The sequence below is a fragment of the Carnobacterium iners genome (assembly GCF_900177385.1).
GTDB lineage: Bacteria > Bacillota > Bacilli > Lactobacillales > Carnobacteriaceae > Carnobacterium_A > Carnobacterium_A iners.
This window is the reverse complement of record NZ_FXBJ01000002.1, coordinates 2,431,735-2,447,351: the sequence shown is the minus strand read 5'-3', so window position 1 is coordinate 2,447,351 and position 15,617 is coordinate 2,431,735. Positions and strand designations below refer to the sequence as shown.

The 15,617-nt window shown below is 32.4% G+C and carries 20 protein-coding genes; 18 read left to right on the top strand and 2 right to left on the bottom strand.

The features are described from left to right. The first annotated feature begins 151 nt into the window (after positions 1 to 151). The 18 genes from comGA to recN all read left to right on the top strand — a co-directional run bounded on the left by comGA (position 152) and on the right by recN (position 14,240). Entirely contained in the window at positions 152 to 1,219 is a 1,068-nt protein-coding gene (gene comGA, locus B9Y54_RS11710) for a competence type IV pilus ATPase ComGA (protein WP_085560412.1), read from the top strand. Next, positions 1,173 to 2,240, top strand: coding sequence for a competence type IV pilus assembly protein ComGB (gene comGB / locus B9Y54_RS11705; RefSeq protein WP_085560411.1), 1,068 nt, complete (start codon positions 1,173 to 1,175; stop codon positions 2,238 to 2,240). The genes comGA and comGB overlap by 47 nt, the downstream gene beginning before the upstream one ends. Beyond that, positions 2,240 to 2,563, top strand: coding sequence for a competence type IV pilus major pilin ComGC (comGC, locus tag B9Y54_RS11700; protein ID WP_085560410.1), 324 nt, complete (start codon positions 2,240 to 2,242; stop codon positions 2,561 to 2,563). Before comGB ends, comGC begins: the two co-directional genes overlap by 1 nt. Further along, the gene (gene comGD / locus B9Y54_RS11695) at positions 2,560 to 2,997 is read left to right on the top strand and encodes a competence type IV pilus minor pilin ComGD (protein WP_085560409.1); all 438 of its coding nucleotides are present in this window, start codon (positions 2,560 to 2,562) and stop codon (positions 2,995 to 2,997) included. Before comGC ends, comGD begins: the two co-directional genes overlap by 4 nt. After that, a complete protein-coding gene (locus tag B9Y54_RS11690) occupies positions 2,975 to 3,325 on the top strand; it encodes a hypothetical protein (protein ID WP_085560408.1) in 351 nt (116 codons plus the stop codon). The genes comGD and B9Y54_RS11690 overlap by 23 nt, the downstream gene beginning before the upstream one ends. Then, entirely contained in the window at positions 3,270 to 3,779 is a 510-nt protein-coding gene (gene comGF, locus B9Y54_RS11685; protein WP_085560407.1) for a competence type IV pilus minor pilin ComGF, read from the top strand. Before B9Y54_RS11690 ends, comGF begins: the two co-directional genes overlap by 56 nt. Continuing rightward, positions 3,776 to 4,195, top strand: coding sequence for a hypothetical protein (locus B9Y54_RS11680; RefSeq protein ID WP_085560406.1), 420 nt, complete (start codon positions 3,776 to 3,778; stop codon positions 4,193 to 4,195). Before comGF ends, B9Y54_RS11680 begins: the two co-directional genes overlap by 4 nt. A 763-nt stretch (positions 4,196 to 4,958) precedes the next feature. Beyond that, positions 4,959 to 6,020, top strand: coding sequence for a M24 family metallopeptidase (locus B9Y54_RS11675; RefSeq protein ID WP_085560405.1), 1,062 nt, complete (start codon positions 4,959 to 4,961; stop codon positions 6,018 to 6,020). 91 nt (positions 6,021 to 6,111) lie between these two features. Further along, entirely contained in the window at positions 6,112 to 6,669 is a 558-nt protein-coding gene (efp, locus tag B9Y54_RS11670) for an elongation factor P (RefSeq protein ID WP_085560404.1), read from the top strand. Between the two features lie 33 nt (positions 6,670 to 6,702). Beyond that, positions 6,703 to 7,128 (top strand): Asp23/Gls24 family envelope stress response protein, encoded by a 426-nt coding sequence (locus B9Y54_RS11665; protein WP_085560403.1) that lies wholly within the window; start codon positions 6,703 to 6,705, stop codon positions 7,126 to 7,128. Continuing rightward, the gene (gene nusB, locus B9Y54_RS11660; protein ID WP_085560402.1) at positions 7,125 to 7,568 is read left to right on the top strand and encodes a transcription antitermination factor NusB; all 444 of its coding nucleotides are present in this window, start codon (positions 7,125 to 7,127) and stop codon (positions 7,566 to 7,568) included. Before B9Y54_RS11665 ends, nusB begins: the two co-directional genes overlap by 4 nt. A gap of 113 nt (positions 7,569 to 7,681) precedes the next feature. Next, on the top strand, positions 7,682 to 8,536 hold the full coding sequence (folD, locus tag B9Y54_RS11655; RefSeq protein ID WP_085560401.1) for a bifunctional methylenetetrahydrofolate dehydrogenase/methenyltetrahydrofolate cyclohydrolase FolD: 855 nt from the start codon (positions 7,682 to 7,684) through the stop codon (positions 8,534 to 8,536). A gap of 27 nt (positions 8,537 to 8,563) precedes the next feature. Further along, the gene (gene xseA / locus B9Y54_RS11650) at positions 8,564 to 9,904 is read left to right on the top strand and encodes an exodeoxyribonuclease VII large subunit (RefSeq protein ID WP_085560400.1); all 1,341 of its coding nucleotides are present in this window, start codon (positions 8,564 to 8,566) and stop codon (positions 9,902 to 9,904) included. After that, positions 9,901 to 10,140 carry an exodeoxyribonuclease VII small subunit gene (locus B9Y54_RS11645; RefSeq protein ID WP_085560399.1) on the top strand — a complete coding sequence of 80 codons (240 nt, stop codon included), beginning with the start codon at positions 9,901 to 9,903 and terminating at the stop codon, positions 10,138 to 10,140. The genes xseA and B9Y54_RS11645 overlap by 4 nt, the downstream gene beginning before the upstream one ends. Before the next feature lie 14 nt (positions 10,141 to 10,154). After that, on the top strand, positions 10,155 to 11,051 hold the full coding sequence (locus B9Y54_RS11640; protein WP_085560398.1) for a polyprenyl synthetase family protein: 897 nt from the start codon (positions 10,155 to 10,157) through the stop codon (positions 11,049 to 11,051). Between the two features lie 16 nt (positions 11,052 to 11,067). Then, positions 11,068 to 11,895: a TlyA family RNA methyltransferase gene (locus tag B9Y54_RS11635; protein ID WP_085560397.1), complete on the top strand. Its 828-nt coding sequence runs from the start codon at positions 11,068 to 11,070 to the stop codon at positions 11,893 to 11,895. A 144-nt stretch (positions 11,896 to 12,039) separates the two neighbouring features. Beyond that, a complete protein-coding gene (argR, locus tag B9Y54_RS11630) occupies positions 12,040 to 12,489 on the top strand; it encodes an arginine repressor (protein ID WP_085560396.1) in 450 nt (149 codons plus the stop codon). 35 nt (positions 12,490 to 12,524) lie between these two features. Then, on the top strand, positions 12,525 to 14,240 hold the full coding sequence (gene recN, locus B9Y54_RS11625; RefSeq protein WP_085560395.1) for a DNA repair protein RecN: 1,716 nt from the start codon (positions 12,525 to 12,527) through the stop codon (positions 14,238 to 14,240). A gap of 39 nt (positions 14,241 to 14,279) precedes the next feature. Here recN and B9Y54_RS12985 read toward each other — a convergent pair whose 3' ends face one another. Both B9Y54_RS12985 and B9Y54_RS11615 read right to left on the bottom strand, forming a co-directional pair. Next, positions 14,280 to 14,411 (bottom strand): DUF4044 domain-containing protein, encoded by a 132-nt coding sequence (locus tag B9Y54_RS12985; protein WP_085560394.1) that lies wholly within the window; start codon positions 14,409 to 14,411, stop codon positions 14,280 to 14,282. 73 nt (positions 14,412 to 14,484) lie between these two features. Beyond that, positions 14,485 to 15,441, bottom strand: coding sequence for a magnesium transporter CorA family protein (locus B9Y54_RS11615; protein WP_085560393.1), 957 nt, complete (start codon positions 15,439 to 15,441; stop codon positions 14,485 to 14,487). Positions 15,442 to 15,617 lie beyond the last annotated feature (176 nt).

Here is a 15,617-nt window from a genome sequence, read left to right as displayed (position 1 = left end):
TGAAAATCAAAAATAATGCAGATAATTAAAATAGAGAGCTTAAAAAAGGAGGCACAAGTAAGATAGAAATAAAATTAAGTTAAGGAGGGAAGCCTGAAACTTAAGTTCAATGCTAACGATTGAATAAAGTCATTATAATAGGGCGATTAGAATGGAAATAGAAAAATTTGCTGAAAACTTGATTTTAGAAGCACGAAATAAAGGCGCTAGTGATGTTCATTTATTACCAGAACTAACTCATTATTTTCTTTTTTTTAGAATTAGTGGAGAGATGCAAAAACATTCTTTAGTGGAATCAAAAGAGGCTAATCGATTAATATCTTATTTCAAATACCTTTCGGGAATGGATGTAGGAGAACGTAGGAAACCTCAAAGTGGCTCCGTACAACTGGCACTGAAAGAGAGTAAGCAAGCTTTGAGATTTTCTACTATCTCCAATTTTAGAAGTCAGGAATCATTAGTTATTCGGTTATTAAATAAAATGCATACAGGTTCTCTAAAATACACGACTTTTTTTCAAAATGAAGTAATTAAAATGAATGAATTAGTTCGATTTAAAAGTGGACTCATTTTATTTTCTGGCCCAGTCGGATCAGGTAAAACAACAACGATGTATCAATTAATTAAAGATTATCATTCAGAACGTAGCCAACAAGTTATCACGGTTGAAGATCCAGTGGAAATAGAAGAAACATCTTTTTTACAAACTGAAGTAAATGAAAAAGCAGGAATTTATTATGAGACATTATTAAAATCTAGTTTAAGGCATCATCCGGATACAATGATTATTGGTGAGATAAGAGACGAAGAGACTGCGAAAATGGTAATACGAGGAGCTTTAACCGGGCACTTAATTATTGCAACGATTCACGCTAAGAATGCAGTAGGGGTACTTTCACGCTTGTTAGAATTAGGTGTAACAATAGACCAATTGAGACAAACCCTTTTAGGAATAATATTCCAGAAACTAGTTCCAAAACGATGTTTTTTTTGTGAAGAAGAAACCTTAGCTGTTTGTTCACATTTCAAAGGGTATGGAAAAAGAGCGGTTATCTATGAAGTTCTGACAAAAAATGAATTGCAAAGTTGTTTATCTACTGAATCTATTTTAAATAATCAACAAACAGATACTCCCCGTTCCTTTAATCGATTACTCAGAAAGGCTTATGCTTATGGCTATATCACTACAACAACGTTTCAAAAATATCAAATACCTTAAGAAAACGACCTATTTTATTCAAGCGTCATTTTTGATAAAATTATCATCTTTAGTACAAGAAGGATTTACTCTGGGAGAAGCCTTAACGTTTTTAGCTAGAATAATGCCAAAAGAGGCCATTTGGATTCAAATGATTATTCAACAGTTAGAAAATGGAGAACGTTTTGATGAAGCGATTAGAAATCATGGATTTCCGGAGCGAGTCTGTTCACAGATATATTTATCTTTGATTCATGGACGTTTTGCATTCGCCTTGAATTCAAGTGGAAAGTACTTATCCGATAGAGAAAAACAGAAAAAAGAATTAATAAAATTATTACAATACCCATTTATCTTATTGATATTTATGTTGGGTATTCTAATGGCTATGCGAATTGTTTTATTGCCTAGTTTTGAAGAACTTTATGATACGACAGATCAAAATTTATCATGGTTAAATCGATTTCCTATTCTTTTTATTCAACACTTTCCTATTGTACTAGGAGTTAACCTATTGCTTTTCCTAATATTATTTATTGTTTTTCAACGAAAATTAAAAAAATGGACAGCGATAAAAAAAGCTGCTTTTTTTATGAAAATACCACTTTTGAATACAATGTTAAAACTTTACTATACTCATTTTTTCAGCTATGAATGGAGTCAATTATTGAAAAGTGGATATCAAATGAACACAATCATTAAATTGATGCAATCGAAAGAAGCAACAAAATTAATGAGAGAAGTTGCTGTATATATGGAAACAAATCTAATAGCTGGACAAAATTTCCAAGAATCGATGCAGCCATTAACTTTTTTTAGTCCAGAATTAGGATTGATTATTTTACATGGAGAAGCAACAAGCCAGTTAGCAAGTGAGTTAGCCCTTTATGCGCAGGATTGTCAAAATCGAATGCTCTTTCAGATACAAAGAATCTTTAGTTGGATTCAACCAGTTATTTTTTTAATTGTTGCTTTTTTGATACTTTGTATCTATTTAGCTTTACTCTTACCAACTTTCTCAATGATGGAGGAAATTATGTAATGAAAAAACTGAAAAAATTGAATACGAAAGGTTTCACGCTAATTGAAATGGTTTTAGTCCTTTTTGTTATTTCTATTTTAATGTTATTAATTATTCCAAATGTAGTGACCCAAAAAGAAAAAGTAGACACTAAAGGAACAGAAGCACTAGTAACCGTTGTGCAAACCCAAGTTGAATTATACGAAATGGAACTTGGTACGAAAGCTACTTCTTTTGAAATGCTACAAAGTAAGGATTATCTGAATGTAACGCAGGTAAAACAAGCCAATACTAAACTTCAAATGATTAATGGTATAGTCTCTGTAAAAAATTCTGCTCCATGAAAAAAATAGATTCAAGTGGAATACTGTTATTTGAGATGCTGATTGTTTTATTCATAGTAACGACTTTACTTATTATTCCAACAGTATTTTCAAAAAGAATGATAAAGGATACAACGACTCAATTATTTATTGAGGAATTACAAAGTGGTATAACAGCCAGTCAAAACTATGCTGTACTATCGGGTAAATGGACTATAATAGAGGTTTCAGCTCGGACTAATATGATCACGTTTAAAACGATGTCAAAAGAAAATAGTTATTCAGAATATGATTTAGAATTACCAGAAAATATTACCACACCATCGAATAAGCAATATATATTTAATGGTGAGAGCGGAAACTTACAGAGCTTTTCTACATTATATTTTGATATAGATGGAACACGATATGGATTAATTTTTCAACTAGGAAGTGGGCGTTATCGATGGGAATAAAGGACAGGATCAAAAAGGATATATCTTACTTGAAAGTTTGGTTGCTTTTTTGATTCTAACACTCTGTATTAGTTTTTATTTACCACTAACAACTAATTTACTTGTTACAATAAAAAAAGAAAAGACAGAGGTTGACTTAGCAAGGGTTGCTTATGAGCAATCACAGAAAATAGGGCTTAATCAAGATTTAGATAGTACTTGGCAAACTGGAAAAACCCATTATATTATTACTCTTTCAGAGATAAGCCAAAGAAAAGGGATTCATATACATTATGGTGGTCAAACTAAGGAAATGGATATTCTCTCAACCCAAATTATTACCCCTTAAAGAAGAAGGGTTTACACTATTAGAATCAATTGTTTCTTTATATGTTTTAGTAATATGTATTTTATTAATAAGTTACGCAGCTAGTCAATACCAAACGATAAGAAAACAAATATTTTTAGATCGTCAATTAGAATGGCATTTATTTTTGAACCAATTTGAATACGATAGTAAACAATTAGTATTTAAAGACATCACAACGAGTAGAGTTAGATTTGAAGAATTTGATCGTATTGGTAAAACACAGCGTGTAATTGTCTATCAAAAAGATTTGAAGAAAACAAATCTGATTAAAACAACTGAATTAGGTGGGTATCAACCCCTATTAATGAAAGTCAGTAAAGTGACATTTTCAAAGAAGGGTAATTTTTTAGTTATAGAAGTTTTATTCTCGAATAAAGAAAGTTATAAAGCGCAATTGAAAATAACTCAACCAGTTGAGGAGCTAGAAAAATGAATCAAAAAGGAACCATCTTACCTTCAGTAGTTATCTTTGTATTTTTGATTGCTACAGTTATGATTGGAACAGCTCGTATCTACAAAAATCAAATGCAGCAAATGATACTAACTGAAAACTACTATTTAATTCATACGATGATTGCATTATCAAAAGTTGAAGTTCAAAGGAAATTAGCAGAATCATCAACTTTTAAAAAAGCTGTTTTTAATTTTGAGGATGGGAAAGTGGAAGTGTACAAAGAAAAAGAAGAGTCGTATATCTTTATTGGAACAACTAAAAATAATCCAACTAATTCAATAAAGGTTAATGTATCTTTTCTTAACGATAAAGAATTTAACGGAAAAACTGATGAAAAAAAAGAAATAGAAAAGAGTGAAACCGAAAAAAGTTATGAATTATTGAAGAGTAAATAGGAACTAACCTATGTATTATTATGGTAAACCTACTTATCTAGACTATGAGGTAGGTAAAACTTAAATCCATTAAAAAAGTTTGGTCGTCATTATTTTACCTAATGATTATTGAACTTTTTTTGTATACAGTTTGAATAATAGCTAAACTTAAAGTCAGTAGTTAGATTTAGTAATTCTGAGATTAGAGTTGTTTCTAGTTTATGAAAAGGAGTGAAGAGGTGGCAATAACAATTTTAATACATACAGGTTTGATTGGTAGGAATTCGAAAATTAGTATAAAATAGACGGGGAAAAGGTCGCGAAAGTTATCGAAAGCAAAGAAATAAGGCTTGGAATCCCAAACGATAGAGTAAAGTTAAGCGTATCACAACCTGGAGGAGCAAAAAGCAATGAACTAGATGTAAATGATGGCGAAAGGATTGAAATAACAAGCATTAAGTGGATGAAGGTAAGTTTATTCCTACCCATACCTATACTATTTTTAACTAATTTTTATTTCTAATATTGCCTATAAAGTGTTTAGTCTTATTACTTTAGTCACCATTTTTATCGTAGCAGTATTTTAAGTTAACTACTTTAACTAAATCGGATAAAGTCATCAAGCTAGATAAATAAACGGATTTTTTTGAAATAAAACTTGTCTAGTTGACAAAATAAAGGGTTATTTCTTTTTACCCTAAAATTTGATATAATAGAATGGATTATGTTCAGCTATTTAAACTAGTTGAGACAGTGTGGAACTAAAAGACAAGGAGTGAAACAAATGTCACGTTTAAATAAGATAAGAGAAAGTATGAAAAAAAGAAATATAGAAGCTTTATTAATAACTAGTTCTTATAATTTGCGTTACGTATCTAACTTCACTGGAACAACAGGATTGAGTTTAATCACATTAGAAAAAGCTTACTTTGTGACAGATTTTAGGTATACCGAACAGGCTGCATCTCAAGCAATTGGTTTTGAAATTGTGAAGAATAGTGGGCCAGTCTATGATGAGGTTGCCCGGTTAGTAAAAAAAGATAAGATTAGCAGAATGGGATTTGAACAAGATTACGTCAGCTTTAGCACATTTGAACTTTTAGAACAAATTATTTCAAGCGAACTAATTCCTGTTTCAAATTTAATTGAAGAGTTGAGAGAAGTTAAGGATTCTTCAGAGATTAAAATCATTAAAAAGGCCTGTTCGATTTCAGATGTAGCTTTTAGCTATATTTTAGGGATTATTAAACCGGGAATGACAGAAATTGAAGTAGCAAATTTATTAGACTTTCATATGCGTAGTTTAGGTGCAACAGGTGTTTCATTTGAAACGATTGTAGCTAGTGGAATTCGTTCAGCAATGCCTCACGGAGTGGCGAGTCAAAAACTAATCGAAACTGGTGATTTTGTGACGATTGATTTTGGTTGTTATTACAAAGGATATGTTTCAGATATGACCCGTACAATTGCGATTGGGGAACCTGACGCAAAACTAAAAGAAATTTATGCGATAACATTAGAGGCACAGTTAAAAGTCATTGATGTGGCTAAACCAGGAATATCAGGTTCCGAACTAGATGCCATTGCACGTGATCATATTGCTAGTTATGGGTACGGGGAAGCATTTGGCCACTCAACAGGACACGGTATTGGTCTAGAGATACACGAAGGACCAAATGTTTCTAAATTGGCAACAAAAAAGTTTGTTGAAGGAAATGTTATTACGAACGAACCAGGAATTTATTTGCCAGGCATTGGTGGAGTTCGTATTGAAGACGATCTAGTTATTACTAGTTCTGGCAATGAAGTTATTGTCCATTCACCAAAAGAACTTATTATTTTATAAAACTAGAAAAAGGCTATAATTTATTAGGTAGATGGTTGTAAAAATGATACACTAAAGCAGAAAATAGGAACGATTCTAGGGGGAAAAAATAATGATGTCTGTAAATGATTTTAAAACGGGTTTAACAATTGAATTTGACGGTGGGCTTTGGAAAGTAATCGATTTTCAACACGTAAAACCTGGTAAAGGCGCAGCCTTCGTTCGTTCTAAGTTAAGAAATTTAAGAAATGGGAATGTTCAAGAAAAAACATTCCGTGCTGGAGAAAAAGTTGGAAGAGCTCAAATCGACAACCGTAAAATGCAGTTTTTATACGAGAGTGGCGATGTATATGTTTTCATGGATTCTGAAAACTACGAACAAATTGAGTTGCCAGAAGAGGCTATAAAAGAAGAGTTGAAATATTTAAAAGAGAATATGGAAGTTCATATCATGATGTTTAATGCTGAAATATTAGGTGTAGAGTTACCAAATACCGTCACATTAAGAATTGCTGAAACAGAGCCAGGAATCCGTGGAGATACATCTTCAGGTGGAACTAAAACAGCGAAGTTAGAAACAGGAACAAATGTTAACGTTCCTTTCTTTGTAAACGTTGATGATATGGTTAATGTTAATACACAAGATGGATCATACGTTTCTCGTGCATAAAATCTAAAATAAATACAATAGGAGGTCTTGAAAATGGCTGAAGAATCTAGTTTTGTAGTAAATAAAACAAAAGAAGCTTTAGGTGAAATTGAAGTAGCACCAGAAGTAATTGAAATCATTTCAGGTATTGCTGCAAGTAAAGTATCAGGTGTTCATGCTATGCGTGGGAAATTAAGTTCAGGTGTTTCTGAGTTATTTGGAAGAGTAGACCATAAAAAAGGTGTTCATCTAACTTCTGATGAAGAAGGTTTAAAAGTAGATGTATATTGTTACTTGAATTATGGCGTTTCTGTACCGAAAATAGCTTTAGAGCTACAAAAGAAAGTCCGCGAACAGTTAATTCAAATGACAGATATTGAGTTAAAAGAAGTTAATATTCACGTAGTAGGGATTGTACCAGAAAAAGCTGAATTAAAAGATTTATTTAGTTTTGATAATGAAGACGGTGAAGTAGAGTGAGTTTAACCAGACGTGAAATTAGAGAGAAAGCATTACAATCTCTATTTCAATTATCCGCTAATCAAGATCTTGCGCCAGAGATAGCTATGCAACAAGCCTTAATAAGCTCAAATGATTTAGCAGATGAAGTTGAAACAGTCTTGGTGCCCGAGTATTTAGACTTACTTGTTAAAGGAGTTATCAAAAATCAACTAATTATTGATGAAGAGGTTCAAAAATATCTTGAAAACTGGTCAATGGAAAGACTTGCAAAAACAGATGTAGTAATCATGAGAATTGCTATTTTTGAAATGCTTTATGTTCCAGATGTTCCAGCAAAAGTTGCTTTAAACGAAGCTCTTGAAATAACAAAGCTTTATAATGATGAAAAATCAAGGAAATTCGTCAATGGTGTATTGGCAAATATTGTGAATAACTTAGAAAAAAAAGAGGCTGAATAAGCTTCTTTTTTCTTTTCTTATAAATAGAGTTGAAGGCATATTACATTATTGATTGATATGGTAAAATATACACATATAAATAAAATAACTATTTAAAGTTAAAAAGGGTGGGAATGACGATTAGCGCAATTATAATGAGTAGCAAGAATTTAGTGGACAAAATGAATGAAGAAATGCAAGCAATGGTCAATGAGCTAAAATTAAAAGGAGTCATTCCTGGTTTAGCTGTTTTACTTATCGGTGAATCCCCAGCTAGTCAGATTTATGTACGCAACAAACAAAAAAGAGCACAATCATTAGGATTTAATTCGAAAGTAGTGAGGTATCCTCAAGAAGTTAGTGAGCAAGAAATTCTAAGAGAGATTAAGCAATTTAATCAAGACGACACGATCCATGGTATTTTAATTCAATTGCCATTGCCAAAACAAATAGATCCTGAAAAAGTTTTAAATGCAGTTAATCCGGAGAAAGATGTTGATGGTTTTCACCCAGTTAATATGGGTAAACTACTAATAGGAGAACCAGATAAGATTGCTTGCACTCCTTATGGCATAATGAAATTGTTAGAATATCACCAGATTGACATCGCTGGGAAAACGGCTGTGGTTATTGGTCGTAGCAATATAGTAGGCAAACCAATGGCTCAATTATTACTGATGAATGATGCTACAGTGACGATGTCTCACTCAAAAACGAACCATTTAGCAGAAATAGCAAAAACTGCGGATATTTTAGTAGTAGCAATTGGAAGAGGTCATTTTATTACAAAAGAATTTATTAAACCAGGTGCAGTTGTTATAGACGTAGGAATGAACCATGATGTAAAAGGTAAGTTGATTGGTGATGTAAAAGCCGATGAAGTAGCCGAGATAGCAGGTTATATTACGCCAGTCCCTGGTGGAGTTGGGCCGATGACGATTACGATGTTGTTGTATCAAACAATCATTAGCGCGCAAAGAACAATTTAAATGGATGATAAGTCAGGAGGGTTTTTTTTGACGAAGAAGTATTTAACCGTTACGGCTTTAACGAAATACATTAAAAGAAAATTCGAGCAAGACCCTTATTTAGAAAGAGTTTATTTAACGGGTGAAATATCTAACTTCAGAAATCGACCTAATGCACATCAATATTTCAGCTTAAAAGATGATCGAGCTAAAATTTCGGCGATGATGTTTAAAGGAGCTTTTCAAAGTTTGAAATTTACACCCGAAGAAGGTATGAAAGTTTTAATTATTGGTCGTATTTCTTTATACGAAGCGAGCGGTAATTATCAAATATATGTAGAGCATATGGAGCCAGATGGTGTAGGAGCTTTGTATCAGGCATTAGAAGAGATGAAAGTGAAATTAAAAAAAGAAGGATTATTTGATGCACCTAAGCAATTAATTTCAACTTTCCCTAAAAAAATAGCGATAGTCACTAGTCCATCAGGCGCAGTAGTTAGAGACATTATGACAACGATTAAAAGACGTTATCCAATTGTGCAATTAGTTATTTTTCCAACATTAGTGCAAGGAGTAAAAGCAGCCGACGATATTGTTAATAGCATCAGAATGGTTGAGGCAAAAGGTGATTTTGATACGATGATTTTGGCACGTGGTGGTGGTTCAATAGAAGATTTATGGCCATTCAATGAAGAAAAAGTAGCAAGAGCTATTTTTGAAGCTAAAACACCTATTATTTCTTCTGTCGGACACGAAACGGATACGACAATTGCTGATTTAGTTGCGGATATGAGAGCTGCAACACCAACAGCAGCGGCAGAACTTTCAGTTCCTTTGCTTTCTGATGAATTAATTAAAATAGAACAAATGCGCTTGCGTTTGTTTCAAAGTTATATGAGAAAGATGGAAGTATTAAGTCAACGATTAAATCGTAGTTTAGAATCGTATATCTTTAAACAGCCTCAAAGATTATATGAAGGTTATGCTCAAAATTTAGATATACTGACAGATAGACTTCAAAGATCACTATTAGAAAAAGTTCAGACAGGTCAACAAGATTTTAAACTAATGCATTATAAATTAATGGGAGTAAATCCTATTCAACTAATAGAAGGGAAACAACGAGACTTGGCATTAAGTAATCAACAGTTATTTAATGAAATGGAACGTTATATGGAAAAGATAACTAAGCGGGTCGATTATGCGATGCAGTCATTAGATTATCTAAGTCCTTTAAAAATTATGAACCGCGGTTACAGCTATGTAACAAAAAAAGATAGAGTGGTTAAAGCAGTAGACCAAATTCAACTAAACGATCAAATTCATATTCATCTGCACGATGGTGAGTTTGAAGCTACTGTAATAGAGAAAATGGGGGAAACAAAATGAGTGCTAAAGGAAAGATAAAATTCGAAGAAGCTATGCAACAATTAGAAGAAATTGTAACAAACCTTGAAAGAGGCGATGTTCCTTTAGAAGAGGCATTGGATCAATTTCAAAGAGGTGTTGGATTAAGTAAAATATGTAAAGAAACCTTACAAAACGCAGAAAAAACATTAACAAAAATTGTAGAAGAAAATGGAGAAGAAACATTGTTTGAAAATGAATCTGATTCAAATGAATAGGAGCTGAATAATAGATGGAATTCAGCTTATTTGAAAAAAGAGAAAAACCTTTAATCGAAGCAGCTTTAATTGAGTTTTTAGATAAGAGTACTTATCCAAAAGGAACGCTCAGTCAAGCAATGAGGTATTCCCTAACAGCAGGTGGGAAACGTATTAGACCGTTGCTATTACTAGCAACGGTTCATTCACTAGGCGGAGATATGTCCAAAAGCTACGAAATAGCAACCGCGTTAGAATACATTCATACTTATTCTTTGGTCCACGATGACCTTCCTGCAATGGACAATGATGCATTACGTAGAGGAAAACCAACTAATCATAAAGTTTACGGTGAAGATATAGCTATTTTAGCCGGAGATGGTCTGCTAACTCAAGCTTTTGAGATTGCCTCAAAAGGTTCTTTGTCAGATACAAAAAAAGTAGCTTTAATTTTAGCTTTGGCAAAAGCAGCTGGCCCAATGGGCATGGTTGCTGGTCAAACAGAAGATATAGAAGGCGAAAATCAACAAGTACCATTGGAAGCACTAAAAGCGATCCACGAAAAGAAAACGGGAGAATTATTAAGGTTTTCTGTTTATGCGGGGGGATTAATTGCAGATGCTCCCTCTACGGTATCTATGTTATTAAATGAATTTGCTGCACATTTTGGCTTAGCTTTTCAAATTCTAGATGATATTCTAGATGTTATTGGCGATTCAAAAGAACTAGGTAAAAAAACAGGAATGGACGTTACTTTAAATAAAAGTACCTATCCAGCTTTATTAAGTCTAGTAGGTGCTAAAGCAGCTTTAGAAGATGAATTAATGAGTGCAAGAAAAAACCTAATACAAATTGGAGACTATTATAAACAAAAGGGTAGTCACTTTGATAGTCAACTATTATCTGACATGCTTAATTTATTGCAACTTTAGCAAAGGAGAGAATACAATGAAGAAAGAGCGAGTAGATATTCTCCTTGTAGAACAAGGTCTATATGATTCCGTTGAAAAAGCAAAACGCGCTATCATGGCAGGGATTATTTTGACTGATAAAAATGAACGAATTGATACGGCTGGTGAAAAAATACCTGTTACGATCCAATTAAAACGTAAAGGTGAGAAGTTGCGTTATGTCAGCAGAGGTGGATTGAAATTAGAAAAGGCGATGGCTATTTTCGACGTATCAATAAAAGATAAGATCATGCTAGATATTGGCTCTTCAACGGGTGGTTTCACAGATGCAGCATTGCAACATGGAGCAAAGTTGAGCTACGCGCTGGATGTTGGTACAAATCAACTTTCATGGAAACTAAGACAAGATCCACGTGTTGTAGTAATGGAACAAACAAATTTTAGAAATAGCCGATTAAAAGATTTTAAAAAGGGACAACCTAATCTAGTTTCAATTGATGTTTCCTTCATTTCATTACGCATTATTTTACCTGTGTTGAAAGAAATTGTTTCTGTTGGAGGAGATGTTTTAGCTTTAATTAAGCCTCAATTTGAAGCTAATCGCAATGATGTTGGTGAAAAAGGGATTATACATGATCCTATTATTCACCAAGAAGTTCTAATAAGAATGGTTCAATTCTCCCTTGATCAAGGATACGATGTAGAGGCACTGAGTTTTTCACCAATTACTGGAGGGCAAGGAAATATTGAATTTCTAGCTCACTTAAAATGGAATAATAAGCTAAAAGGCTCACTAAATAAAATAGTTAGTACTGATGAGATAGTAAAGCTAGCGCACGAGAGTTTCCAATTTAATCAAAATTAAAAATTGTATATTTGCTTGTATTTTTTAATGAAGTTTCTAAATAATTTGATAAACCTTAGCTAAATTACTGTTATAACTAGAAAATATACGGTATAATGAGTGGAATACTGTATATTTATACTCACACTAAAATGAGGTGGAATTATGAAGAAGAAAGAACGGCATCAATTGCTGAAAATTCTTATTCAAGAACACGTAATTGAAAAACAAGAAGATTTTGTATCTATTTTAAGAGAAAAAGGTACTGAAGTTACTCAAGCTACTATTTCGCGTGATATCAAGGAATTACAGTTAATAAAAGTACCATCTTTATCTGGAGGTTATCGTTATAGTCTCCCTCCCGATGTACACTATGACACTTCAAAAAAATTAGAGCGCTTACTAAAAACGTGTTTTGTTTCCGTTGATGTACAAGATTATTTGCTTTTAGTTCGAACTATTCCGGGTAATGCTTTTGCATTAGGTTCTTTGATAGATTTATCAGAATTCCAAGAAATATTTGGAACCATTTCAGGAGACGATAGTGTCTTAATTATTTGTCGTTCTAATGAATTAGCTAAGAAGATAAAAAATCATTTTATTCGTATGTTATAAGTTTTTAAGTAGGCAAGTTAATGGAGGTGGATAGAGTGTTACAAGAATTAACCATTAAAAACTTTGCTATAATTCATGATTTAAGTCTAACTTTTGAAACAGGAATGACTGTTTTAACAGGTGAGACAGGAGCAGGAAAGTCGATTATCATTGATGCTGTTGGATTATTAGCTGGAGGACGTGGATCGAATGAATTTATTCGACACGGTGAAAATAAATGTGTTCTAGAGGGACTTTTCTCAATGGAAGGCAACTCGATGACTTATGATTTATTGGAGCAATACGATATCGCAAGTGAAAATGATGATGTCATTATCCAACGGGATATTCACCGTAATGGTAAGAATGTCTGTCGGATTAACGGGAGACTGGTTAATATTGCGACGTTAAGATTAATTGGTGAAACATTAATTGATATTCATGGACAAAATGAGCATCAAGAATTAATGAATCCTGAGAGACATCTGGCAATGTTAGATCAATTTGGTGGTGAGTCACTACAGAAAACGAAAAAAAATTATTGTGTAACTTTTTCTAAGTATACCCAAACTAAAAAAGCTTATCGTAAATGGCAAAATACTGAGCAAGAGTTTGCTCAAAGGCTTGATATGTTGCAATTTCAAGCAAATGATATCGAGATGGCTGAATTAATAGATAGAGAAGAAGATGAATTGTTGGAAGAAAAAAATCTATTAATGAACTATCAAAAAATTATAAATGCTTTATCAGAAGGTTATGATGCCTTACAAGGTGAAGAAAATAATGGGATTGATTTAATAGGACAAGCAATGACAGGGATAAGTAGTATTGAAGATATCGATCATAAATATAAACAATTTTCAGAGGTTGTTGCAAGTAGTTATTTTCAACTTCAAGAAGTTGCTAGTGATATCTTACGTGAAATGGATCAGATGGCTTATGATGAAAATAGGCTAAATGATATTGAAAAAAGATTAGAATTTATCTATCAAATGAAAAGAAAATACGGTGAATCTATTGAGGCAATTAAAAGGCACTATGAAAAAATTATGCTAGAGATTGATCAACTTCAAAATCGTGAAGATCATGTTAATAATTTAAAGATAGAAATGGACATGTTCTCAAAAGAATTGATTGATAAAGGTGACATTTTATCTGAAATGAGACAAGTAATCGCTTTAAAACTAGAAGAGGCTATCCATGAACAATTTAAAGAATTATTTATGGATAAAGTGATCTTAAAAGTGCATTTTTTTGAAAAAAATCAAGAAGATATTTTAAGTAGAGCCCATGAAACGGGGTTTGATCGGATTGAATTTTATATCGCAACGAATCCAGGTGAACCGCTTAAGCCATTAGTTAAGGTAGCTTCTGGTGGGGAACTATCCAGAATAATGTTAGCGATGAAAACTATTTTTTCAAAAACTCAAGGATTAACAAGTATTATCTTTGACGAAGTAGATACTGGTGTCAGCGGAAGAGTTGCTCAAGCGATCGCGAATAAAATTTACATGGTTGCAATGCACTCACAAGTTTTATGTATAACACATTTGCCTCAAGTGGCGGCCATGTCTAATCATCATTTATTTATTTCTAAAACGATTATTGATGAGCGAACAGAAACACATGTCGTAGCTCTAGCTGAAACTGAAAAAGTTAATGAGGTTGCTCGTATGCTTGCGGGAACAGAAATAACTAAACTAACGATTGAACATGCTAAAGAGCTAATAAATTTAGCGGAGATCCAAAAAGATAAAACTACGAATAAATAAAATATTCCGTTACTCGATTGAGTAACGGAATATAATTTTTTAAAAAACGAGTAAGTTCAAGATAGCAGTAATGAATACAATACCGACCATAGAAAACAACATCACCCAGACAAAAATTTTGGTCAACTTTTTGTTAATATTTACTTGTTTATCTTTATTACTTTTCGCCATGACATTATTCGCCTACTTTCATTTGGCATACTTAGCCTATTATACCTCAATTAAAGATCTAAAATCAAGTTTTTTATAAGTAATGTTTCTTTTTTAGTAACCAAGTCGTTAAGAAGCTAATAAAAAGAATTAAAACCATAATAATCCAAAAAGCAAATGATCCTTGATCAATGGGTAAATTAACATTCATACCCCAGATTCCGCCAATAATTGTTGGTATAGTTAAAACTATTGTAATAGAAGTCAGAAATCTCATAATATTATTTAAATTATTTGAAATAACAGAAGAAAAAACAGCACTGATTTGCTCTAAAAGTCTAGAAGTTTCTTCAATCATAACTTCAGCTTGCCTATTTTCAACAACAACATCATGCAATAAATTACGATTTTCAACTTGTACTGTAAAAGATTTAATTTTTTTTAATTTGTCAAAAATAGGGTGACTAGCATGAATAGAAGAATTAAAATAAATAAGACTTTTTTGAAGAGACATTAAAGCAAAAAGTTGTTCGTTTTCAGTAGATTTGGTTAATTGTTGTTCCATATATTCTGTTTTTCTAATAATTTCTTTTAAATAAAAAACGTAGTGGGAAGAGATTTGCCAAGCGACCTCTAAAATAAATAATTCTTTTTTCTTCGTATTTACAGGGTAGTCTATTTGGTTATCAATAATTTTTTTCAAAAATAAGGGAATATCTTCGGCAGCAGTTATGAGGGTATGTTCAGTTAAAATCATAGCAAAAGGAATAGTAATATATTCATCATAACCTAATTTATTTATTACTTTAGACGGATAGTTAAAGATAATCAAATTTGGTTCTTCTATAGGGTTGATTCCTAATTTTTCTTGTCGCGCAATTTCGTCAGGATCATTAACGCAAGACAAATAGTCTTTTGGGAAGTTAAATTTTCTTGATAAGTATTCAATTTCATCAATAGTAGGTTTTGAAACGTGAATCCAGTCGTTTATCTGATTGTTGATTCCTCTAGTCATGAGTCCAGCGGAATTAGTATTATAAGATTGAAGCATTGTAGACCCCCTTATTCAATAACTAACTTATTTACGTAGTTAAACTAATCATACACTATTTTAAACCGCTAAAGAGATTAAATGTAAAATAAAAAAAGCTATCACAAATAGTGAAATAGCATATTTAAGATGAATGGCTCACCTAGATGACTATCTTAACAAAGAGCCTAATAAAG

Excerpts from the sequence above, each read along its gene's own strand:
- B9Y54_RS11640 (WP_085560398.1), top strand. The coding sequence starts at position 10,155 with ATGGAATTCAGCTTATTTGAAAAAAGAGAAAAACCTTTAATCGAAGCA.
- folD (WP_085560401.1), top strand. The coding sequence starts at position 7,682 with ATGACGATTAGCGCAATTATAATGAGTAGCAAGAATTTAGTGGACAAA.
- B9Y54_RS11665 (WP_085560403.1), top strand. The coding sequence starts at position 6,703 with ATGGCTGAAGAATCTAGTTTTGTAGTAAATAAAACAAAAGAAGCTTTA.
- comGB (WP_085560411.1), top strand. The coding sequence starts at position 1,173 with ATGGCTATATCACTACAACAACGTTTCAAAAATATCAAATACCTTAAG.
- comGC (WP_085560410.1), top strand. The coding sequence starts at position 2,240 with ATGAAAAAACTGAAAAAATTGAATACGAAAGGTTTCACGCTAATTGAA.
- B9Y54_RS11615 (WP_085560393.1), bottom strand. The coding sequence starts at position 15,441 with ATGCTTCAATCTTATAATACTAATTCCGCTGGACTCATGACTAGAGGA.
- comGD (WP_085560409.1), top strand. The coding sequence starts at position 2,560 with ATGAAAAAAATAGATTCAAGTGGAATACTGTTATTTGAGATGCTGATT.
- efp (WP_085560404.1), top strand. The coding sequence starts at position 6,112 with ATGATGTCTGTAAATGATTTTAAAACGGGTTTAACAATTGAATTTGAC.
- comGF (WP_085560407.1), top strand. The coding sequence starts at position 3,270 with ATGGTGGTCAAACTAAGGAAATGGATATTCTCTCAACCCAAATTATTA.
- B9Y54_RS12985 (WP_085560394.1), bottom strand. The coding sequence starts at position 14,411 with ATGGCGAAAAGTAATAAAGATAAACAAGTAAATATTAACAAAAAGTTG.
- comGA (WP_085560412.1), top strand. The coding sequence starts at position 152 with ATGGAAATAGAAAAATTTGCTGAAAACTTGATTTTAGAAGCACGAAAT.
- B9Y54_RS11635 (WP_085560397.1), top strand. The coding sequence starts at position 11,068 with ATGAAGAAAGAGCGAGTAGATATTCTCCTTGTAGAACAAGGTCTATAT.
- B9Y54_RS11645 (WP_085560399.1), top strand. The coding sequence starts at position 9,901 with ATGAGTGCTAAAGGAAAGATAAAATTCGAAGAAGCTATGCAACAATTA.
- B9Y54_RS11680 (WP_085560406.1), top strand. The coding sequence starts at position 3,776 with ATGAATCAAAAAGGAACCATCTTACCTTCAGTAGTTATCTTTGTATTT.
- argR (WP_085560396.1), top strand. The coding sequence starts at position 12,040 with ATGAAGAAGAAAGAACGGCATCAATTGCTGAAAATTCTTATTCAAGAA.
- B9Y54_RS11675 (WP_085560405.1), top strand. The coding sequence starts at position 4,959 with ATGTCACGTTTAAATAAGATAAGAGAAAGTATGAAAAAAAGAAATATA.